Origin of the sequence: Hymenobacter taeanensis (genome assembly GCF_013137895.1) — a bacterium.
In the GTDB taxonomy this organism is placed as follows: domain Bacteria; phylum Bacteroidota; class Bacteroidia; order Cytophagales; family Hymenobacteraceae; genus Hymenobacter; species Hymenobacter taeanensis.
This window is the reverse complement of sequence record NZ_CP053538.1, coordinates 3,954,255-3,968,378: the sequence shown is the minus strand read 5'-3', so window position 1 is coordinate 3,968,378 and position 14,124 is coordinate 3,954,255. Positions and strand designations below refer to the sequence as shown.

The 14,124-nt window shown below is 56.6% G+C and carries 11 protein-coding genes and 1 pseudogene; 8 read left to right on the top strand and 4 right to left on the bottom strand.

From position 1 onward, the window contains the following. Nucleotides 1-11 precede the first annotated feature (11 nt). Nucleotides 12-1,156 (top strand): annotated as a pseudogene (locus HMJ29_RS20545) (xanthine dehydrogenase family protein molybdopterin-binding subunit); the annotation flags it as partial. After that, nucleotides 1,157-2,362 (top strand): xanthine dehydrogenase family protein molybdopterin-binding subunit, encoded by a 1,206-nt coding sequence (locus HMJ29_RS20540; RefSeq protein ID WP_366671529.1) that lies wholly within the window; start codon nucleotides 1,157-1,159, stop codon nucleotides 2,360-2,362. 389 nt (nucleotides 2,363-2,751) lie between these two features. On the opposite strand, the gene HMJ29_RS16575 is transcribed toward HMJ29_RS20540, so the two are convergent. Both HMJ29_RS16575 and porX read right to left on the bottom strand, forming a co-directional pair. Beyond that, nucleotides 2,752-3,771 (bottom strand): endonuclease/exonuclease/phosphatase family protein, encoded by a 1,020-nt coding sequence (locus HMJ29_RS16575; RefSeq protein WP_171592533.1) that lies wholly within the window; start codon nucleotides 3,769-3,771, stop codon nucleotides 2,752-2,754. Nucleotides 3,772-3,995: 224 nt separating this feature from the next. Then, nucleotides 3,996-5,561, bottom strand: a complete 1,566-nt coding sequence (porX, locus tag HMJ29_RS16570) for a T9SS response regulator signal transducer PorX (RefSeq protein WP_171592532.1) — start codon at nucleotides 5,559-5,561, stop codon at nucleotides 3,996-3,998. A gap of 387 nt (nucleotides 5,562-5,948) precedes the next feature. On the opposite strand from porX, the gene HMJ29_RS16565 reads away from it, so the two are divergent. From HMJ29_RS16565 to HMJ29_RS16540, 6 genes are all read left to right on the top strand, one after another. Next, nucleotides 5,949-7,178 (top strand): HD domain-containing protein, encoded by a 1,230-nt coding sequence (locus HMJ29_RS16565; RefSeq protein ID WP_171592531.1) that lies wholly within the window; start codon nucleotides 5,949-5,951, stop codon nucleotides 7,176-7,178. Between the two features lie 125 nt (nucleotides 7,179-7,303). Next, on the top strand, nucleotides 7,304-8,344 hold the full coding sequence (lpxD, locus tag HMJ29_RS16560; RefSeq protein ID WP_171592530.1) for a UDP-3-O-(3-hydroxymyristoyl)glucosamine N-acyltransferase: 1,041 nt from the start codon (nucleotides 7,304-7,306) through the stop codon (nucleotides 8,342-8,344). Between the two features lie 99 nt (nucleotides 8,345-8,443). After that, the gene (locus HMJ29_RS16555; protein WP_171592529.1) at nucleotides 8,444-9,838 is read left to right on the top strand and encodes a bifunctional UDP-3-O-[3-hydroxymyristoyl] N-acetylglucosamine deacetylase/3-hydroxyacyl-ACP dehydratase; all 1,395 of its coding nucleotides are present in this window, start codon (nucleotides 8,444-8,446) and stop codon (nucleotides 9,836-9,838) included. A 110-nt stretch (nucleotides 9,839-9,948) separates the two neighbouring features. Then, nucleotides 9,949-10,749 (top strand): acyl-ACP--UDP-N-acetylglucosamine O-acyltransferase, encoded by an 801-nt coding sequence (gene lpxA / locus HMJ29_RS16550; protein WP_171592528.1) that lies wholly within the window; start codon nucleotides 9,949-9,951, stop codon nucleotides 10,747-10,749. Between the two features lie 105 nt (nucleotides 10,750-10,854). Further along, a complete protein-coding gene (locus HMJ29_RS16545; RefSeq protein ID WP_171592527.1) occupies nucleotides 10,855-11,487 on the top strand; it encodes an ABC transporter ATP-binding protein in 633 nt (210 codons plus the stop codon). A 306-nt stretch (nucleotides 11,488-11,793) separates the two neighbouring features. Beyond that, nucleotides 11,794-12,156 carry a hypothetical protein gene (locus tag HMJ29_RS16540; RefSeq protein ID WP_171592526.1) on the top strand — a complete coding sequence of 121 codons (363 nt, stop codon included), beginning with the start codon at nucleotides 11,794-11,796 and terminating at the stop codon, nucleotides 12,154-12,156. Nucleotides 12,157-12,240: 84 nt separating this feature from the next. Here HMJ29_RS16540 and HMJ29_RS16535 read toward each other — a convergent pair whose 3' ends face one another. Together HMJ29_RS16535 and HMJ29_RS16530 are read right to left on the bottom strand one after the other, a co-directional pair. Further along, nucleotides 12,241-12,990, bottom strand: a complete 750-nt coding sequence (locus tag HMJ29_RS16535) for a DUF4197 domain-containing protein (protein ID WP_171592525.1) — start codon at nucleotides 12,988-12,990, stop codon at nucleotides 12,241-12,243. A 248-nt stretch (nucleotides 12,991-13,238) separates the two neighbouring features. Further along, nucleotides 13,239-14,042, bottom strand: a complete 804-nt coding sequence (locus tag HMJ29_RS16530; protein WP_171592524.1) for a DUF4197 domain-containing protein — start codon at nucleotides 14,040-14,042, stop codon at nucleotides 13,239-13,241. Nucleotides 14,043-14,124: the final 82 nt, after the last annotated feature.

Below are 14,124 nucleotides of genomic sequence, written 5' to 3'. Positions count from 1 at the left end.
CATTACTTTTTATGGATAGCGAACCAACTTTTGCCCAAACCAACCCAAAGGCCGCCGCCGTCGGGCAGCCGCTGAGCCGCGTGGATGGCTACGCCAAGGTGACGGGCGCGGCCAAGTACTCGGCCGAGTACAATCAAGTGCCGGGCCTGGTGCATGCCGTGCTCAAGACCAGCGACGTGGCCAAGGGCCGTATTACGGGCTTTGACGCCAGCGCCGCCCAACGTGAGCCAGGCGTGCTGGCCATCCTCACTCACCAGAACCTCCCCAAGCCGGCCCTTACGGCCGAGTCGAAGGAGGGCAAGCAGGCCATTGGCCCCTCGGTGCAGCAAACTTTTCTACCCCTGACCAGCGACCAGATATTCTATGCCGGCCAGCCGGTAGCTGTGGTGGTGGCCGACACCCTGGAGCACGCTCAGGCTGCCGCCGCCAAGCTGCGTGTAATGGTCGCGGCTGAGCAGCCCGTGGCCTCGTACCACGACCCCAAGGCAGAACTGTTTAATCCTGGCGGGCAACCCGACGCCGCGGCCGAGGGCACCGAGCGCCGGGGACAGGCCACCGCTGCTTTCGCCGCCGCGCCGGTGCAGCTCACGGCCACTTATACCCACGCCGCTAACCTACACAACCCCATGGAGCCGGGCGCTACCATCGCCCACTGGGAAACGCCTACCCGCATTACTCTCTACGATACGGCCCAGGGTGTTTCGTGGCAGCAGCGGGCCGTGAGTGCCTACCTAGGCCTGCCCCAGGATCAGGTGCGCATCATCAATAAATACCTGGGCGGGGGCTTCGGCTGCAAAGGCCCCATCTGGCCCCATACCGTGCTCACGGCCCTCACAGCCAAAGCAGTAGGCCGGCCGGTAAAGCTGGTACTCACCCGCCCCAGATGTTTACCAGCATGGGCTTCCGCGAAGACCAGGAGCAAACCGTACAGCTGGGCGCTACCAAGGGAGGCAAGCTGCTGGCCCTAGTGCACAATAAGGTATCGACCGTGTCGCCCTGGGACGAGTACGCTGAAACCAACAGCAAGATTACGGGCATGCTCTACGCCTGCCCCGCCTTCGCGGCTGTGACTAAGCTAGGCCGGTCAAACGTAATGACTCCCAGCTGGATGCGCGCTCCTGGTGAAGCCCCCGGCTCGTTTGCCCTCGAAAGCTCAATGGACGACCTGGCCTACCAGGTGGGCCTCGATCCCATTCAGGTACGCCTGCTCAATTACGCCGATAAGGACCCAAGCACTGGCAAGCCCTGGAGCAGCAAAAGCCTCAAGCAGTGTTATGAGCGAGGGGCCGAGCTCTTTGGCTGGAGCAAGCGCAACCCCCAGCCCGGGCAAACCCGCGAGGGTAAGGTGCTGGTGGGCTGGGGCATGGCCTCGGCCAGCTACCCCGTGCACAGCGCGCAGGGCAATGCTCGCGTGCGCCTCTTTGCCGACGGTCATGCCGTAGCGCAGGCCGCTGCCACCGACCTGGGTACCGGTACCTACACCGTCATCACCCAAACGGCCGCCGATGCGCTGGGCCTGGCCCCCGACAAGGTGCGCTTCGAGTTGGGCGACTCGGTGCTGCCTACAACCGTTATTTCGGGCGGCTCGATGGCGGCCGGCACAGTGTCGTCGTCGGTATACCTGGCGGCGCAGGATGTGTTGCAGCAATTGGTTAAGGTGGCGGTGATGGACAAAAAATCGCCACTCTTCAAAGCTAAGCCTGCCGACGTAGAAGTCGTAAAAGGCCGCCTCCAGCTCAGGGCTACGCCCGCCAAGGGCGAAGGCTATGCCGAGGTGATGCAGCGGGCGCAGATGACCGATGTGGAGGGCATAGCCACCGGCCGCTACGGCGCGGGCTATGAGTCGGCCCAGGCCACGCTGAACGCCAAATCCGATGACGCCGGTAAGGATGCCGCCGGGCAGCACTCCATGCATTCGTTTGGGGCGCACTTCTGCGAGGTGCACGTCGACCCCGAGCTGGGCACGGTGCGGGTGACGCGCTGGGTGAGCGTGGTAGCCGGCGGACGCATCCTCAACCCCAAGACTGCCCGCTCGCAAATTCTGGGCGGGGCTGTGATGGGCATTGGGGCGGCCCTGATGGAAGCCGGCGTGCGCGACCCCCATCTGGCTCGCTATACCAACGCTAACCTAGCCGACTACCATGTATGCACCAACGCCGATATCCCGGACATGCACGTGGAGTTCATCGACGAGCACGACCCTTACATTAATGCCATGGGCGTAAAGGGAATCGGCGAAATATCTATTGTAGGCACGGCCGCCGCCGTGGGCAACGCTATTTTCCACGCCACCGGCCGGCGCCTGCGCTCAGTGCCGATTACCCCCGACAAGGTGCTGGAAGCCATGCGCCAGCCTGCTTAGCCTGCCATCTTATAATTTCAGCCTGCTCACCCCAAGAAGCCGCTCCCCACCCTGCTATCATGCGGTTAGGAAGACTTCGCTCACGGTGTACACTTGGCATGCTGCTGCAAACAGGCGAGACCCAGCCAGCCGGCACACCACTCTCTAACCATCTACAGGCCACTGTCACTATGTAGGCCTACACGACCAAGGGCGGTTTATGATGCCGGGCATTAGGCGGTAAGCCGTGCCCACCAGAAACAGCAGCGGCGTGTGGGGCCGGAGGAAATTGACGCCGACGTGGCGGCTGAAGGCGTCGCAAATCAGTTGTTTCGACTCGAAGCTGCCAGCCGCTCGCAGAAATTTTTATACCTGAAGCGGGATAATGCTTTGCCCAACGGAAAAGTAGATTATGGTGTCTCAGCCGAGTCGGCCGGCAGTACCAGGTCGGCGTAGAGGGGAAAATGGTCGGAATTTATATCCGGCAAACGCTTAAGCTGAGCCACGGTGAATTGGTGCGTCACGAAAATGTGGTCCAGCGGCCAGCGCATTATAAGCGAGTGAGCATCAAACGTATTGAACAAGCCGCGTCCCAGACGCACGTTGCGTAACTGGCCATCAGAATCAAGGCGCTTTACCACCGACGACCACGCCACGTCGTTGAAGTCGCCAGCTACCACGGCCGCTTCCTCCACGTTTATCATCCGCCGAACCGAGTCGAATGCGTGGTCGGCGTGGCCAACACTGCTAGGGTATTCATCGGGAATTGGGGGCGGTGGGTGAATGGCATGCAGCATTAGCCGGCGGCCGTTACGCAGGTGTACGAGCACGTGCAGGGAGGGTACCCCATCCTGCTCCAGGTGCAGTACCCGCGGCTCACCCAATGCAAGCCGGGAGTACAGGACCATGCCGTACGTGTTGTCCTGCGCCAGCTCTATACGGTGCGGAAATTCAGCCCGCAACGGCTGCAGCGCTTCCACCCACCACTGGTCGGTTTCCATGGCTAGTACGATATCTGGCCGCACGTTTTGCACCAGCCGGAGCAGCGGCTCAGCCTGGCGGTTCTTCATGTAAACATTGCTGATGAGCAGACGCAAGTGGTTGCTTTTCCGACCGCTGCGGTTGGCAGTCCAATCGGGCACCGCCTTCGGGGCAAGTGGCAAGTATGGCACCAAATGATACGCTTGAATGGCCAACCCCGCGAGCGTTCCGCCCAGTAGTGCCCAGCGTAACGCGTGCCGGTTCCAGCTCCGCAGGCCAATTAGGCCTAGTAGTACCACTACGTGCCCCACCAGCAGGTGCAGGCGAAGGAAGTCAAGCACTTTAAGCCACCACACCGGCGCCGGGGCAATAGATAGCAGGCTGGCCGTTACGGCGAGCAGCCCGGCAACGACTAGTAACCAACGTAGAAACGTAACGAGGTGCTTCATAGTTAAATGATCAGCCTGGGCCGCTCCAAAAAACGACTTCAAGTGTACTGCAACGGTAAATCTACCTTATTGACTAGCGTAAGCCACAACTTGCTCGTTTAGCAAGCGTTGGCTCCTGCACAATGCGTGCATGAAAAAAAGTCACTGCGCTCTTCCGTCTTACATTAGACCTCCAACAAAAAGGCCGGTCAGTTGACCGGCCTTTTTATTATGCAGTTTACCATTTACCCTTTCGGGCTCAGCACCACGTAAGGAATAATGCACTCCTCCAGGGAAATGCCACCGTGCTGGAACGTGTCCTTGTAGTAGTTCACGTAGTAGTTGTAGTTGTTGGGGTAGGCGAAGAAGTAGTCACCAACCGTAAACACGTAGGCCGTGCTCACATTTTCGCGGGGCAGGAAAATGTGCTCCGGCTTGCGCACGGTGTACACATCACGCGAGTCATCAAACCCCAGGTTTTTGCCGTGCTTGTAACGCAGGTTAGTATTCGTGTTCCGGTCGCCTACAATCTTATAAGGACGCTTAACGCGGATGGTGCCGTGGTCGGTGGTGATGATGAGCTTGCCCTTCTTCTCCGAAATAACCTGCAGCATTTCGTACAGCGGCGAGTGCAGGAACCACGACTTGGTGATGCTGCGGTACGCTGATTCTTCGGCGGCCAGCTCCCGAATCATGGCCATGTCGGTACGGGCGTGGGAGAGCATGTCCACGAAGTTGTAGACGATGGCGTTGAGCTTATAATTGTTGTGCAGGTTAGCCATTTTGCCCAGCAGGTCTTTACCGGCCTGCAGGTTAGTCACCTTGTTGTAGCTGAACTTGTGCTTCTGGCCGGCCTTCTGGAACATGATTTCCATGAACTCCGCCTCGTGCATGTTCTTGCCTTCATCGTCGTCATCCCACACCCACAGGTTGGGGTATTTCTTCTGGATTTCGCCGGGCATCATGCCCGAGAAGATGGCGTTACGAGCGTAGGCCGTAGTAGTAGGCAGAATGCTATAGTAAGTCTCCTCAGAGTCTACCGTGAACATTTCGGCAATAATGGGCTCCAGTACCTTCCACTGATCATAGCGCAGGTTGTCAATGAGCAGGAAGTACACGGGCGTGTCGCCGGTTTCCTTGAGCATCGGGAACACGCGCTCCTTGAACAGCTGGTGCGACATCAGCGGGGCTTCTTCGTCACCATTCACCCAATCCTCGTAGTTCTCCGTGATGAAGCGGCCGAAGTAGGTGTTAGCCTCGTCCTTTTGCATGTTAAACACGTCGGCCATACTCTTGCCTTCTGTCTCAGCAATTTCCAGCTCCCAGTATACCAGCTTCTTATACACATCGGCCCACTCCGAGGGACTAAGGCGGTCGGAGAGCTGCATGCCCAGCTGCCGGAAATCACGCTGGTAACCGCTGTTAGTGGCCTCACTCACGAGGCGCTTGTTATCAAGCACCTTCTTTACCGAGAGCAGAATCTGGCTCGGGTTCACGGGCTTGATGAGGTAATCAGCAATTTTGGCCCCTATGGCCGATTCCATGATGTGCTCTTCCTCACTCTTGGTAATCATTACCACAGGCACGGTAGGCCGGGTGGCTTTGATTTCAGTGAGGGTTTCCAGGCCCGTGAGGCCCGGCATATTTTCATCCAGGAACACGATGTCGTAGGTCTGCTCCTGAATCTGCTCAATGGCATCGGCGCCGGAGTTAACTCCGGTTACGTCGTAGCCTTTTTCCTGCAGAAAGAGAATATGGGGTTTCAGGAGGTCGATTTCGTCATCGGCCCAGAGGATGCTGTAACGTTGCATATAAAGTGGAAAGGTTTACGCTTTGAAAACAACCCGCCAAAGTAGCCTCGACTGGCCTAGCAACGGGTTGGGAATGGAAAAACACGGCTCAAGTGGTGGCCTAGGGTTTTCGGGCTAAAGAGCGCACAAAGCCTTGGTCAGTTGCAAATGAGGTTTCGTAAGTAGCTTTACTGCCAATCCCTGGTTTTTGGTTTTCAAAAATTACCTTAATCCGATATTTCGGCGTTAACTCCGCTGTAAAGAAGCCGAAAATAGTTGGTTTCGGTTCCTAGGCCAGGCAACGCTACGTATCAACCCGGCGTTTTCATCGCCCAACTGGCCTAGTATTTCTACCAAACCTCTTGCTCTTCGGGGCCCTACGCCATTGCTTGGCGCCCCTGCTCCTACATGAACAAAAAGAAAATCTTCAACGACCCGGTTTACGGCTTCGTCACGATTCCAACTGAGTTGCTGTTCGACCTGATCGAGCATTCCTACTTTCAGCGCCTGCGCCGGATTCAGCAGTTGGGTCTTACCATGTTTGTGTACCCGGGTGCGCTGCATACGCGCTTTCACCACGCGCTGGGTGCCATGCACCTCATGACGCTGGCCCTGCGGACGCTGAAAGATAAAGGTATCAAGATTTCAGCCAAGGAGGGGGAAGCTGCCATGGCCGCCATTCTGCTGCACGATATTGGTCACGGCCCCCTCTCTCACGCTCTGGAGCGGAGCATCTTTCATGAGGTGCACCACGAGGAGCTCAGCCTGCACCTCATGCGTAAGCTCAACGCGGAGCACCACGGGGCGCTAGACCTAGCCATAAAGATCTTCGAAGGCACCTATTCCCGCCCCTTCTTCCACCAGCTGGTAAGCAGCCAGCTAGACATGGACCGCCTCGACTACCTCAACCGCGACTCCTTTTACACCGGCGTGCAGGAGGGCCGCCCCGGCGCCGACCGCCTCATTAAAATGCTCACGGTGGTTGATGAACGGCTGGTGCTGGAAGAAAAGGCGGTGTATAGCATCGAGAACTTTCTGGTGAGCCGCCGCCTGATGTACTGGCAGGTATACCTGCACAAAACCGTGACCAGTGCTGAGCAGATGGTCATCCGGATTATGCAGCGGGCCCGCGACCTGGTGCGGGCCGGGCATAACGTGCCGGCCTCACCGGCCCTGCACTACTTTCTATCCAGAAATGTGTCGCAGAAAGAGTTTGAGCAAGACGACCAGATTCTGCGCCGCTTCACCCGCCTTGATGATACCGACGTGTGGAGCGCCGTGAAGCTCTGGGCCGACCACCCCGACACCGTACTGAACTACTTGGCCCAAAGCCTCCTCGACCGCCACTTATTCAAGATCAGCCTACAGACTGAGCCCTTCGAAGAAGAATTTAAGCTGGGCATCATTGAGTTGATTGCCGAGCATTTCCGCCTACCCCACGAGGAAGCCGCTCAGCTGATGATTGCGGGCCGCATCAGCAACAACGCCTATGACGCCGATGGGAAGGACACCATTGATGTACTCACGAAGCGCGGTAAAGTGGTGAACGTAGCCGAAGCCTCTGACCTGCCTAACATTAAGGCGCTAGGCCAGCGGGTAGAGAAGCACTACATCTGCTACCCCAAGGAGATACTGTAAATCAGGATGTTGAGGTTTCAGGAAAATGGAGGCTTGGCTTATTTTCAAAAAAAGATAACGGCTCCACACCCAAGACCCTGAGCTTCCAAGTCCCTAAGACCCCAACATTTCCCTACTTTTGCCCGATGGAATTTACCGTAGGCCAGATAGCAGAAGTACTGCGCGGAGCAGTCGAAGGTGACAGCACCCAGCGCGTAGATCGGCTGGCAAAGATTGAAGAAGCCCAGGCCGGCTCCCTCTCCTTCCTGTCGAACCTGAAGTACGAGCACTACCTTTATACTACCGGCGCTACCGCCGTTATTGTGAGTCGTGCGCTGGAGCTGAAGCACCCTACCCAGGCTGCCCTCATCCGCGTAGACGACCCGTATACCAGCTTTACCACCCTGCTTGAGTTTTATCAGCAGGCCACCCGCACGGGCAAGCGCGGTGTGGAGGGGCCCGCCTACATGGGTGCGGGCTCGCGCATCGGCGAAAACCATTACCGGGGAGCCTTTTCCTATATCGGGGAGAACTGCGAGATAGGCCAGGATGTGGTAATTTTTCCCCACGCCTACATCGGCGACCGGTGCAAAATTGGTGATGGCACCATTATTTATGCCGGCGCCAAGATCTATGCTGAAACGGTTATTGGAGCCAACTGCACGGTGCACGCCGGCGCGGTAATTGGCTCCGATGGCTTTGGCTTTGCGCCCCAGCCAGATGGCTCCTATCGTACCATCCCCCAGATAGGCAACGTGGTGCTCGAAGACAACGTGAGCATTGGGGCCAACGCTACTATTGACTGCGCTACCATGGGCTCTACCATTATTCGGGAGGGCGCCAAGATTGATAATCTGGTGCAGATTGCGCACAACGTAGAAATTGGCCGTCACACCGTGGTAGCATCCCAAACCGGTATCTCGGGATCCACTAAAATTGGCGACTTCTGCGTGCTAGCCGGACAGGCAGGCCTAGCGGGCCACCTCACCCTGGCCAACCGCACCACCGTCACGGCGCAATCGGGGGTGGGCAAATCTATTAAGGAGGAAGGGGTGTTTCTGCAAGGCTCGCCCGCCTTCAATCTTCGCGACAGTTTGCGGGCCAATGCCATCTTCCGCCGCCTGCCCGAACTAGAACGCCGGGTAGATGAATTAGCACGTAAGCAGGCTCAACCGGAAAAGTCCTAGCTTTGCACCCCTTAGAGTTGCCAGTTGTGACTTGCCAGCTGCTAGTATCATTTGAACTGGCCGCTGGTTACTCTCAACTGGCAACGGATAACTCACCAGATGAACGACAAGCAACATACCATTAAGGCCCCCGTCACCGTGAGTGGCATTGGCCTTCACACCGGCGTGCAGGCCACCATGACGTTCTGCCCCGCTCCCGTAGGCCACGGCTATAAGTTTCAGCGTATTGACCTGCCCGGCCAGCCCATTGTGGATGCCGACGTAGACAACGTGGTAGACCTTTCCCGCGGCACTACCATTGAGCAAAACGGTGCCCGGGTAAACACGGTAGAGCACACGCTGGCCGCATTGGTTGGTCTGCAAATCGATAACGTGCTGATTCAGCTGGATGGCCCGGAGCCGCCCATCATGGATGGTTCCAGCTACGAGTTTATCAAGCCCCTGAGTGAAGTAGGCCTGGAAGAGCAAAACGCCCTGCGCAACTACTTTGAGATTCCCGACGAAATCCGGTACGTTGACAATGCCCGGGCCGTGGAAATTGCCGGCTTGCCCCTCAACAACTATCGCCTCACGGTGATGGTGGATTACAACTCGCCGGTGCTGGGCTCCCAGCATGCCTCCCTCACGGATATCTCGCAGTTTGAGAGCGAAATTGCCTCCTCACGCACTTTCTGCTTCCTGCATGAGCTGGAGGCCCTCTACAAGCAGAACCTCATTAAAGGCGGCGACCTGAGCAACGCCATTGTGGTGGTTGACCGCGTGGTAAGCGAAGATGAGCTCAGCGACCTAGCCACCATGCTGGGTAAGCCCAAGGTAGCCGTGAAGAAGGAAGGCATCCTTAATAACGTTGACCTGCGCCACAAGAATGAGCCTGCCCGCCATAAGCTCCTTGATCTGGTAGGTGACCTCGCCCTCGTAGGCCGCCCCTTGAAGGGCCAGATCCTGGCGGCCCGGCCCGGCCATGCGGCTAACGTGGCCTTTGCCAAACGCATCAAGAAGAAAATGATGGAGGCCGATAGCAGCCCCATACCAACCTACGACCCATCTCGGCAGCCGGTGATGGATATCAACCAGATTGCGGCTACCCTGCCCCACCGCTACCCGTTCCTGCTCATCGACAAAATCATTCACCTGGATGCCCATACGGTAACTGGCGTGAAGAACGTGACGATGAACGAGCCCTTCTTTGTAGGCCACTTCCCCGGCAACCCCGTTATGCCAGGCGTAATTCAAATTGAGGCCATGGCCCAAACGGGTGGGATTTTGGTACTGAACACCGTACCCGACCCCGAGAACTACTGGACGTATTTCCTGGGAATTGAAAACTGTCGGTTCCGCCGCAAGGTTATTCCCGGCGACACCATCATTTTCAAATGCACGCTCACGGCACCTGTGAAGCGCGGCATTGCCAAAATGAGTGGCAAGGCTTACGTGAACGGTAAAGTTGTGATGGAAGCCGAAATGTCGGCCAGCATCATCCGCAAAGACGCTTAAATGTCAATGAACAATGAATCAGGAGCATGAGCGCGTTTTCTCAATTTCGTGAAGACCGCTCATCCAATCTCCATCATTCGTTGCTCATTATTCATTGTTAATTGAAAAGAATGAATCAGCCACTCGCCTACATTCACCCCGAGGCTAAAATTGCGCAAAACGTAGTAGTAGAGCCCTTCACGACCATTGACAAGGACGTTGAAATCGGGGAAGGCACCTGGATTGGCCCCAACGTGACGATTATGTCCGGCGCCCGTATTGGCCGGAACTGCAAGATTTTCCCGGGCGCCGTCATTTCCGCTACTCCCCAGGACCTGAAGTTTGCCGGCGAGAAAACCACCGTTCACATCGGCGACAACACCGTAATTCGGGAGTGCGTAACGGTGAACCGTGGCACCGTTGACCGCCTGAGAACCGTAGTGGGCGCCAACTGCCTGCTTATGGCCTACGTGCACATTGCCCACGACTGTATCATTGGCGACAACTGCATTCTGGCCAACACGGTGCAGGTGGCTGGCCACGTTGAAATTGGCGACTACGCCATCGTGGGTGGGTCGTCGGCGGTGCACCAGTTCGTGCGCGTTGGGCAGCACGCCATGATCTCGGGGGGGTCACTGATTCGGAAAGACGTGCCGCCCTTTGTAAAGGCTGGCCGCGAGCCACTCACTTACTCCGGCATCAATAGCATAGGCCTACGCCGCCGTGGCTTCTCCGACCAGAAAATTTCTGAGATTCAGCAGCTCTACCGCTTGCTGTTCCTGAGTGGCCTCAACAACGCGGCTGCGCTCGACCAGATTGAGCTGGAGCTTTCGCCCTCGCCGGAGCGAGATGAGGTGGTAAACTTCATTCGTAATTCAGGCCGGGGCGTAATTAAAGGCTATTCCCGCAACGGCAACGGCATCAGCGAATAATACTAGCAGAAAGATTCCAAGAGCTTAGAGCTAAGAAGACGTTCTGACGCAAGGGTTGTCAGAGCGTTTTCTCCGCTGTAAGCTCTTCTTTCTAAGCTCTATACTATGCAGCTAACGGCTACCGGGTTAAGTAAGCGCTTCGTCAGGGAATGGATTTTCCGGGACCTCACGCACACGTTTCAGCCGGGCACAGCTACGGCCATTCTGGGGCCGAACGGAGCAGGCAAAAGCACGCTGCTTAACACCTTATCGGGGCAGCTGTTGCCCTCTGCGGGTACCCTAGCCTACGAGCACCAGGGCCAGCAGATACCCGTGGAGGAAGTTCCGGCTTACCTGGCCTACGCAGCCCCCTATCTGGAGCTGATTGAGGAGCTGACGCTTACAGAGCTATTGCAATTTCACATCCGCTTCAAACCACTAAGGTCAGGTTTTACTCCCGAAAAACTCATCAGTCTGATGTACCTGGAGAAGTCCCGGCACAAGCTGGTACGGGACTTCTCCTCGGGCATGAAGCAGCGTCTCAAGCTGGCACTGGCTCTTTACGCAGAAGCCCCCCTCTTATTGCTCGATGAGCCCACTACCAACCTCGACCGCACCGGAGTAGATTGGTACCTGGAGCACGTGCGGGCGACCCTAGCGGGCCGCACGGTACTAGTATCCAGCAACGTGCCCGAGGAATACGATTTCTGCCAACAGCAGCTCCTGATTACTGACTTTGGTGCCAAAGCCGCGCGCTAGCTGGCGCCTACTCGTTTGGCTAGTGCTACTCCCCCACGTGCAGTTTATAGGGCTCAACTATTCAAGGCATATTCGTGCTGCAGCCGGAGGAGTATGATGCGGGGCTGCTAGCAGTGTGGCGGATATAGCAGCTGGTTTACCTTGAAATTATTGGCAGCAGGAAGTGCCTGATTCTCTCACAGAAGCAGTATTTTAGGTTTACTGCGTAGCGCTACCGTAACCATTTAAACTGGTACCCACGTATCTTCGCAGCCGGAGTGACGCCTTTTCAACTGAACATTTTCACCCTTACGCCCTGACAAGGCCATGAGACAATACGACGACCTCGACGACGATTTCCTCGACGATGACGACGAGCTGGATACCTTCGCTAAAACCGGCGGCAGCAAAACCCGCGGAAGTTCCGAAGATCAGCTTTCCGCCAAGTACGCCGATTACCTAATGTGGCGTGATACCGGCTCTTCGCATGATGAGGCCCTGGACCTTGCCAGCATGACCGAAGAAGAGTACACGGCTGCCGAGGCGGAGGAAGACTCCGAAGGCGGTAGTGGCTTTAGTTCGCTAGATGACCTGGACGATGACGACCTCTCCGATGACGATAATGACGAGTACGGTAGCTCAGGCAGCTCACGCAACAGCCGCCGCAACTCTGATTACGACGACTATTAACCGATAGCTCCAGGCCACTAAAAAGCCCCATCAGAAATTCTGACGGGGCTTCTTAGTGGCCTGGAGTAACTCAAATGCCAGGTGCTATTTGCGGCCAAACACACGCTTGAGCAGATCGGTAGTGCGGGCCACGGGGTTTTCCCGAATGTTGGCTTCCTCCTGGGCAATGAGGGTAAACAGGCCATCAATGGCCTTGCCGGTGGCGTACTGGTTTAAATCGGTTTGCACGGGCCTCACGAGCGGGATTTTGTTATAGCGCGTGGTAAGGTCAGTGTAGTAGCGGGTAGCCCCTACTTTATCTAAGCTCTGCTGAATGATGGGCTGAAAGGCAACCGTGAGCTGCTGGGTAGTGGTGCGCTTGAGGTAGTTGGTGGCGGCATCCTTCTCCCCTGTCAGAATTCCCCACACATCGGAAAAAGTCAGGCTCTTGATGGCCGAGATGAAGATAGGCTTGGCGCTTTTAGCGGCATCCTCGGCCCCGCGGTTAAGCGTTAGCTCAAATTTATCAACCTGGCTGCCAAGGCCAATGGAGCGCAAGGTGGTGGCTACGCGCTGAGCATCGGGTGGAAAGGGAATCCGAATCAGGCGGTTTAGGTTAAAGCCATCCTGCTTAGAGGCCTGGTCGGCGCCCTTACTGATGCCTTGCACCAGCGCCTCTTTGAGGCCATTGGCGGCCTCAGTATTAGATAGACCACCCGTGCTGGTAGTGGTTTTAGTAGAGGGCTGGGGCAGCGTGATACCACCAATTTTTGGAAGCTTGATAAACTGGGCCGAAGCCGCAGTGCTCAGCCCCAGCGAGGCCATAAGCAGTATAGCTAAACGTATCTTTTTCATTGGGAGCGAAAAAAGCAAAAGCAGGAATCAGCCCGTAGGCTACTCCTGCCTTTTGCAGAAACCGGACCAAACTACGCAGTATCTAGCCCGGCCCCAAAGTCAATCGTAAAAGTAATGTCTAAGCAAAAAAATTCATTCTGAACCTAGCAACAAACCCACGCCCTGGCCTGGTAGCCTCCTAGGTATTTTACAGGGTTCAGAATGAAATGCAGCGGTATGGTTATGAGGGGCTAGCTGCACCCCGAAGTTTAGCGGCCGAATACCCTTTTTAACAGCTCTGTACTCCGAGACCCTGGCCTCGACCGAATGCGACCTTCCTCTTCTGCAATAAGGGTAAACAGGCCATTTACGGTTTGCTGGGAGGCGTAGGGCACCAGCTCGGCGTTAATGGGCGTCATCAGCGGGATCTTATTGTAGCGGTTCACCATCTCAGCGTAGAGCCGGGTGGCCCCCGTTTGATCTAGGGACTGCTTGATAATGGGCTGAAACGACGACTTGAGTTGCTCTTCGGCACTGGAGCGCAGCAACTGAGTAGCCATGTCGGGTTGGCGAGAAGTGGCCAGCGTTAGGGCATCCTGAAAGCTTAGATTCTGTACTGCCCCCAGGAAGATGGGCTTGGCCTGGGCCGCGGCTTTCTCAGCGCTGTGGTTCAGGGCCACCTCAAAGTTATCTACCAAGGCTCCCATGCGCAGGCCGCGCAACGTGGTAGCTACAAGTTGGGCATCGGGCGGCATAGGAATGCGGATATCGGCGTTGTCGTTGAAGCCGTTTTCAGCGCCGGCAATATCAATGGCGCGGGCTACGCCTTGCGTCAGGGCTTCGCGTAGGCCACTGGCGGCCTCTTCGGCGGTGAGGGGAGCTACTACGGGCGCGGCTACCGGAGCTTTGGTAGTGACTTTTGAGGTGGTTTTAGTGGCCGCGGGTTTCGCCGTGGTGGTCTTTTTAGTGGCGGTTGCAGTTTTTTTAGCGGTGGTTTTGGTCTGAGCATGGCTCAGTTGCGTAGTGGCGAGGGCAAGACCCAGGCCTAAAGCAAACGTGCGAAACGTGGTCATGTGAATAAAGACGAAAAACCTGACGGCCTACGTGGCGGTCTTATTCATCCAGAGGCGAATATTGCGCCAAATTCGGCACCCA

Coding starts and splice junctions, on each gene's coding strand:
- HMJ29_RS20540 (WP_366671529.1), top strand. CDS start 1,157: ATGGACGACCTGGCCTACCAGGTGGGCCTCGATCCCATTCAGGTACGC.
- HMJ29_RS16575 (WP_171592533.1), bottom strand. CDS start 3,771: ATGAAGCACCTCGTTACGTTTCTACGTTGGTTACTAGTCGTTGCCGGG.
- porX (WP_171592532.1), bottom strand. CDS start 5,561: ATGCAACGTTACAGCATCCTCTGGGCCGATGACGAAATCGACCTCCTG.
- HMJ29_RS16565 (WP_171592531.1), top strand. CDS start 5,949: ATGAACAAAAAGAAAATCTTCAACGACCCGGTTTACGGCTTCGTCACG.
- lpxD (WP_171592530.1), top strand. CDS start 7,304: ATGGAATTTACCGTAGGCCAGATAGCAGAAGTACTGCGCGGAGCAGTC.
- HMJ29_RS16555 (WP_171592529.1), top strand. CDS start 8,444: ATGAACGACAAGCAACATACCATTAAGGCCCCCGTCACCGTGAGTGGC.
- lpxA (WP_171592528.1), top strand. CDS start 9,949: ATGAATCAGCCACTCGCCTACATTCACCCCGAGGCTAAAATTGCGCAA.
- HMJ29_RS16545 (WP_171592527.1), top strand. CDS start 10,855: ATGCAGCTAACGGCTACCGGGTTAAGTAAGCGCTTCGTCAGGGAATGG.
- HMJ29_RS16540 (WP_171592526.1), top strand. CDS start 11,794: ATGAGACAATACGACGACCTCGACGACGATTTCCTCGACGATGACGAC.
- HMJ29_RS16535 (WP_171592525.1), bottom strand. CDS start 12,990: ATGAAAAAGATACGTTTAGCTATACTGCTTATGGCCTCGCTGGGGCTG.
- HMJ29_RS16530 (WP_171592524.1), bottom strand. CDS start 14,042: ATGACCACGTTTCGCACGTTTGCTTTAGGCCTGGGTCTTGCCCTCGCC.